This is a genomic window from Methylobacterium sp. WL18, from assembly GCF_008040015.1.
GTDB classification, from domain to species: Bacteria; Pseudomonadota; Alphaproteobacteria; order Rhizobiales; family Beijerinckiaceae; genus Methylobacterium; species Methylobacterium mesophilicum.
Genome location: NZ_VRVD01000414.1, coordinates 1 through 4,224, shown reverse-complemented (window position 1 = coordinate 4,224; position 4,224 = coordinate 1). Strand labels below are relative to the sequence as shown.

8 protein-coding genes are annotated in these 4,224 nt (G+C 68.9%); 4 read left to right on the top strand and 4 right to left on the bottom strand.

Annotated features, from left to right (window positions below; translation table 11 throughout):
* On the top strand, positions 1 to 450 hold a 450-nt coding region (locus tag FV228_RS21885; protein WP_281406519.1), incomplete at its 5' end, for a prephenate dehydratase domain-containing protein.
* A 10-nt stretch (positions 451 to 460) separates the two neighbouring features.
* Here FV228_RS21885 and FV228_RS21880 read toward each other — a convergent pair.
* The 3 genes from FV228_RS21880 to FV228_RS21870 form a co-directional block, all read right to left on the bottom strand.
* Positions 461 to 868, bottom strand: a complete 408-nt coding sequence (locus tag FV228_RS21880; protein WP_210247816.1) for a type II toxin-antitoxin system HicB family antitoxin — start codon at positions 866 to 868, stop codon at positions 461 to 463.
* 32 nt (positions 869 to 900) lie between these two features.
* Positions 901 to 1,089 carry a type II toxin-antitoxin system HicA family toxin gene (locus FV228_RS21875; protein WP_187277860.1) on the bottom strand — a complete coding sequence of 63 codons (189 nt, stop codon included), beginning with the start codon at positions 1,087 to 1,089 and terminating at the stop codon, positions 901 to 903.
* Positions 1,090 to 1,189: 100 nt separating this feature from the next.
* Complete coding sequence (locus FV228_RS21870; RefSeq protein ID WP_147856531.1) at positions 1,190 to 1,915, bottom strand: tyrosine-protein phosphatase; 726 nt, start codon at positions 1,913 to 1,915, stop codon at positions 1,190 to 1,192.
* Positions 1,916 to 2,132: 217 nt separating this feature from the next.
* Here FV228_RS21870 and FV228_RS21865 point away from each other — a divergent pair, with 217 nt between their 5' ends.
* Both FV228_RS21865 and ppa read left to right on the top strand, forming a co-directional pair.
* Positions 2,133 to 2,639: a GNAT family N-acetyltransferase gene (locus FV228_RS21865; RefSeq protein WP_147856530.1), complete on the top strand. Its 507-nt coding sequence runs from the start codon at positions 2,133 to 2,135 to the stop codon at positions 2,637 to 2,639.
* A gap of 111 nt (positions 2,640 to 2,750) precedes the next feature.
* Positions 2,751 to 3,284 (top strand): inorganic diphosphatase, encoded by a 534-nt coding sequence (gene ppa, locus FV228_RS21860; protein ID WP_147856529.1) that lies wholly within the window; start codon positions 2,751 to 2,753, stop codon positions 3,282 to 3,284.
* Positions 3,285 to 3,329: 45 nt separating this feature from the next.
* Here ppa and FV228_RS21855 read toward each other — a convergent pair whose 3' ends face one another.
* A complete protein-coding gene (locus FV228_RS21855) occupies positions 3,330 to 3,863 on the bottom strand; it encodes a gamma carbonic anhydrase family protein (RefSeq protein ID WP_147856528.1) in 534 nt (177 codons plus the stop codon).
* Positions 3,864 to 3,999: 136 nt separating this feature from the next.
* Here FV228_RS21855 and FV228_RS21850 point away from each other — a divergent pair.
* A partial coding sequence (locus FV228_RS21850) for a hypothetical protein (RefSeq protein WP_147856527.1) occupies positions 4,000 to 4,224 on the top strand: 225 nt, incomplete at its 3' end.

Sequence of the window (4,224 nt, the reverse complement as noted above, 5' to 3'; positions counted from 1 at the left end):
GCGGAGATCGGGGACCCGAGCCGGGCCGCGCTCGCACCCGCGCTGGCCGCCGAGGTCTACGGCCTCGACATCCTGGAGCGCGACGTCGAGGACGAGGCGCACAACACCACCCGGTTCGTGGTGTTCTCCCCCGATCCCGAGCCGGCCGCAGCCGGGGCCGGCCCGTGCGTGACGAGCTTCGTGTTCCGCGTCCGCAACATCCCGGCCGCGCTCTACAAGGCACTGGGCGGGTTTGCGACAAACGGCGTCAACATGTCGAAGCTCGAGAGCTACATGATGGACGGCGAGTTCACCGCCACGCAGTTCTACGCGGAGGTGGACGGCCACCCCGAGGATCCGGGCCTCGCCCGGGCGCTCGACGAGCTCGGCTATTTCTCCCGCGAATTGCGGGTGGTCGGCACCTACCCGGCCCACCCGTTCCGCGAGGCCGCGCGGCCGGCGGCGGAGTAGCGCTCAGGCTTCAGCTCTCGGCCGCGCTAATGAGGGCCGCCTCTATGAAGGCCGATCGGCTGAGGCCTTTCTCCTCGGCCGCTTCGTCGGTCAAGCGCAGAAGGCCTTTGTCGATCATGATGTTGACGCGCACCCGTTCGCCCGGGACGCGCCGCGGCGCGATGAGCTGGACCATCGCGCCGTCTAGATCTTCCGCAACGGTCGGATCTGCATGAAGCTCTGACAGCGTCCGGGAGGATGGGGGAGCCACTCCATCCGAGCCCAGCACGGCGAGATGCCCGGACAGCGCTTCGCGGGCAGCGTCGACGGCGGCTTCGAAACTCGGCCCTGCAGAAATGCAGCCTGGCACGTCCGGGAATGTGACACCCCACGCGGAGGTACCGATCGGTGGATGGATCAGAGCGATATAGGAGTTCATGACCATCAATCCTCGCCAAACGGGTCGTCCGATCACAGGCCCGCCGCCCGGAGGATCGATTTGACCGTCTTGGGATGCATATCCTTTGTTGGATGAGGGATCGTGATCTTGCCAGGTTTCAGCGGGTGCTTGAAATGCCGATGGCTCCCGGTGGTTGAATGCCAGATCCAACCATCCGCCTGGAGCATGCGGATCAGGTCCCGCGAATCCACGCCCAACATCCCGATGGGAATACGGATCGCCGATGAGCAAACCGTGCTTGCAATGTGGAACGCGTGTGTAATCCTGGCAAGTCCGCCCGATCAGGACGATGCAGCGTGATCACTCCCGCCGCAGCACCGTGTCGGCGGCGAGGTCCGACCAGAACCCCGGTCGAAAGTCCCGCTTGAGCGCCTCCGGATCGTAGATCGTCTCGACCCAGGTCAGGAAATCGATGCCCCTCGCCTCACCCTCCACCAGGTAGCGGGCGAAGAACGCGTCGAGGATGCCGGTCTTGGCGAAGCGGAGATGGCCGTAGCGGGCCGAGAGTTGGCGGGCGGCCTCGGCCACCGGGCGGCCCTCGTGCAGGATCAGGTAGAGCGCCGAGGCGAGCCCGGCCCGGTCGGCGCCCGACTTGCAGTGCATCACCGCCGGGTACTGGATTCCGGCGAAGAAGCCCTTCGCGCGCAGGAGGGTGTCCCGGTCGGGGGCCTCGCGGGAGCGCAGGACGAACTCCACCAGGGTCAGCCCATGCCGCTCGCACGCCTCGCGCTGCAGCGGCCAGGAGCCGTGCTCGCGCCCGCCGCGCAGGGAGATGATCGTGCGCACGCCCTCCGCCCGGAAGCGCGCGAGCTGGTGCGGGCCGGGCTGGGCCGAGCGCCAGATCCGGCCCGTGCCGACCCGGTGGCGGTTGAGATAGGCCAGCCGGAACACGCCGTGATCGATCAGCAGCATGTTCGCCCAGGCTTTCAGCCGGTCGCCGGGGCCGGCGATCGGCCGCTCGAAGCGGGCGATCCGGGCCATGCGACGCGCGTAGCGCGTCTCGGGCTTGAGGAAGCGGTTGAACACGATGAGGCTGCCGCGGAGTCGGGAGCCGGCTCTAACAGCCCCCCGGAAGCCCGGCAATTCGCCCGTCGGACCGACCGATCAGGGCCTTTCGCCACCCATCGCCGGAAAGTTCCAGAAAAACGGCGTCGATCTTGCCTTCACTCCGCCCGGATCGGGATCGAACCTGGGCGAACCGCGCGGGTTATCCGCAGGTCGTAAGGGGGAAGGCCGGAAGCCCATGAGCACGCGCACCACGAGCATCCGCCGGGCTCGCGAGGCCGACCTCGGCAGCCTGTCGACGGTGTTCGATGCGTCGTGGCGCGAGGCCTATCGCGGCCTCATTCCCGGCGTGGCGCTCGAGCGGCTGATCGCCGGGCGCGACCGGGCCTGGTGGCGCAGCGCGCTACGCCGGGGCCGCCCGATCGCCCTGGTCGAGACCGGGGAGCGGGTGGTCGGCTACGCCGCCTACGGGCGCACCCGAAGCCGGGCGCTCGGCTCGGAGGCCGAGATCGACGAACTCTACCTGATGCCGGAATACCAGGGCATCGGCCTCGGACGCCGCCTGTTCAAGGCGGTGCGCAACGATCTCGCCGATCATGGGCTGACCCAGCTCGGCGTCTGGAGCCTGGAGGAGAACGACCGGGCCGGTGCCTTCTACGAGGGTCTCGGGGGCCGGGCCGGGCCGCGGGTGATGGACCGGGTCGCGGGCGTCGCCCTGCCCAAGGTCGGATACCTGTTCAGCTAACGTTTCCTGGGACTCGTCGCCGGCCCGGCGCCGATACTGATTTGCATCGCCGGGCCAGGCATCTAAGAGGTCCGGGAAGCGGTGCAGGCCGCATCCCGGAAGCCATACGCCATGAACATCGACGCCATCCCGCTCGGCAAGAAGCCCCCGCACGACGTCAACGTCATCATCGAGGTGCCGCTCGGCGGCGAGCCGATCAAGTACGAGATGGACAAAGAGTCCGGGGCGCTGGTGGTCGACCGGTTCCTCTATACGCCGATGTTCTACCCCGGGAACTACGGCTTCATCCCCCACACCCTGTCGGGCGACGGCGATCCCTGCGACGTGCTCGTGGCCAACACCCGCGCGGTGCTGCCGGGCGCGATCATCAGCGCCCGCCCGGTCGGCGTGATGGTGATGCAGGACGAGGGCGGCGAGGACGAGAAGGTCATCGCGGTGCCCTCGCGCCACCTGACCAAGCGCTATGACCGGGTCGAGAACTACACCGACCTGCCCGACATCACGATCCAGCAGATCCAGCACTTCTTCGAGCACTACAAGGACCTGGAGCCCGGCAAGTGGGTGAAGTTCGTCCGCTGGGGCGACAAGGAAGAGGCCCACCGGCTGATCGAGGAAGCGATCGAGCGGGCGAAGAACAAGAAGTAAGTTTTTCCAGGCAGGCCGCTCCCACCCCGGAGCGGCCTGTCGCGCTCAGTCGTCGATGCGGCGCAGGCCGGCCTTGTAGCGTCGGGCGTTCTCGACGTAGCGCAGGGCCGCCTGCCGCAACCCCTCCACCGCCTCGGCGTCGAGGGTGCGCACGGCCTTGGCCGGGGCCCCGACGATCAGGCTGTTGTCCGGAAAGTCCTTGCCCTCGGTCACCAGCGCGTTGGCCCCGACGAGGCAGCCCCGGCCGATCCGGGCGCCGTTCAGCACCGTCGCACCCATGCCGATGAGGCTGCCGTCGCCGATCGTGCAGCCATGGACGATGGCGCCGTGGCCGACCGTGACGTCCGTGCCGATCGTCAGCGGGAAACCGGGATCGACGTGCATGATCACGCCTTCCTGCACGTTGGTGCGGTCGCCGATCCGGATCGGCTCGTTGTCGCCGCGCAAGGCCGCGCCGAACCAGATGCCGACATCGAGGCCGAGATGGACCCGGCCGACCACCTGGGCGTCCGGCGCGATCCAGACCCGGGCGGGATCGGCGAGTTCCGGAGCATGGTCGTCGAGGGCGTAGAGCGGCATGGTTGGCTTCCGTCGCGGGGCTGATGTCTCGAGAGCGACGCGGCCGACGATGGGCATCGCCTGTCGCCGGAATGGCACAGGTCCGGGTCGCCTGCCAGTGCTAGGCTCGCGCGGCAACCGGGGGCGAGGCGCGCGCTTGAAGCGGATCACGGCATCGATCGGGCTCGCCGGCCTGCTGCTCGCGCAATCCGCCGCGGCGGCGGACTGGCATGAGGGCGTCCGCAGGGGCGGCTTCCGGGCCACCTGCGAGGACCTCGCGACGCTCTGCTTCGCGGATGCCTGCGGGGGCGATCAGATCGATGCCGCCGAGACCTGCCGGGCGCGCTGCCCGAGCGCCGTGATCCTCAGCGTGGTGCCGGCC

Excerpts from the sequence above, each read along its gene's own strand:
- FV228_RS21855 (WP_147856528.1), bottom strand. The coding sequence starts at position 3,863 with ATGCCGCTCTACGCCCTCGACGACCATGCTCCGGAACTCGCCGATCCC.
- FV228_RS21875 (WP_187277860.1), bottom strand. The coding sequence starts at position 1,089 with ATGTTGGGCGTGGATTCGCGGGACCTGATCCGCATGCTCCAGGCGGAT.
- ppa (WP_147856529.1), top strand. The coding sequence starts at position 2,751 with ATGAACATCGACGCCATCCCGCTCGGCAAGAAGCCCCCGCACGACGTC.
- FV228_RS21865 (WP_147856530.1), top strand. The coding sequence starts at position 2,133 with ATGAGCACGCGCACCACGAGCATCCGCCGGGCTCGCGAGGCCGACCTC.
- FV228_RS21880 (WP_210247816.1), bottom strand. The coding sequence starts at position 868 with ATGAACTCCTATATCGCTCTGATCCATCCACCGATCGGTACCTCCGCG.